Origin of the sequence: Vibrio sp. 10N.222.52.B7, assembly GCF_041474275.1 — a bacterium.
Classification (GTDB): Bacteria; Pseudomonadota; Gammaproteobacteria; order Enterobacterales; family Vibrionaceae; genus Vibrio; species Vibrio crassostreae_C.
The window spans coordinates 1-226 of record NZ_JBFRTU010000048.1 but is presented as its reverse complement, the minus strand read 5'-3'; the positions used below and the strand labels follow the sequence as shown (position 1 = coordinate 226).

The 226-nt window shown below is 42.5% G+C and carries 1 protein-coding gene; it reads right to left on the bottom strand.

The genetic code is table 11. The annotated features are described in order from the left end of the window. The coding region (locus AB4512_RS13915) for a TRAP transporter small permease (RefSeq protein ID WP_372175062.1) at positions 1-185 on the bottom strand (185 nt) is incomplete at its 3' end. Positions 186-226: the final 41 nt, after the last annotated feature.

Below are 226 nucleotides of genomic sequence, written 5' to 3'. Positions count from 1 at the left end.
CCTAGATAGGCAAACCAAACGAACATGTAAGTAGCGACCTCATCCCCCCAAGGGATAGAGTAATCAAAGAACTGACGAGTAAGGATTTGTGTAAACAGCAATAGGACAAAGCTTGCGAGCAGCAGACAACAGGTATATTCCTCAATGTTGTTTAGGTGCGTTTTTATTGTTTTAGCGACTGACATATAACCTCCAATGTTGATTTCCACATGACAACCAGTCGCTC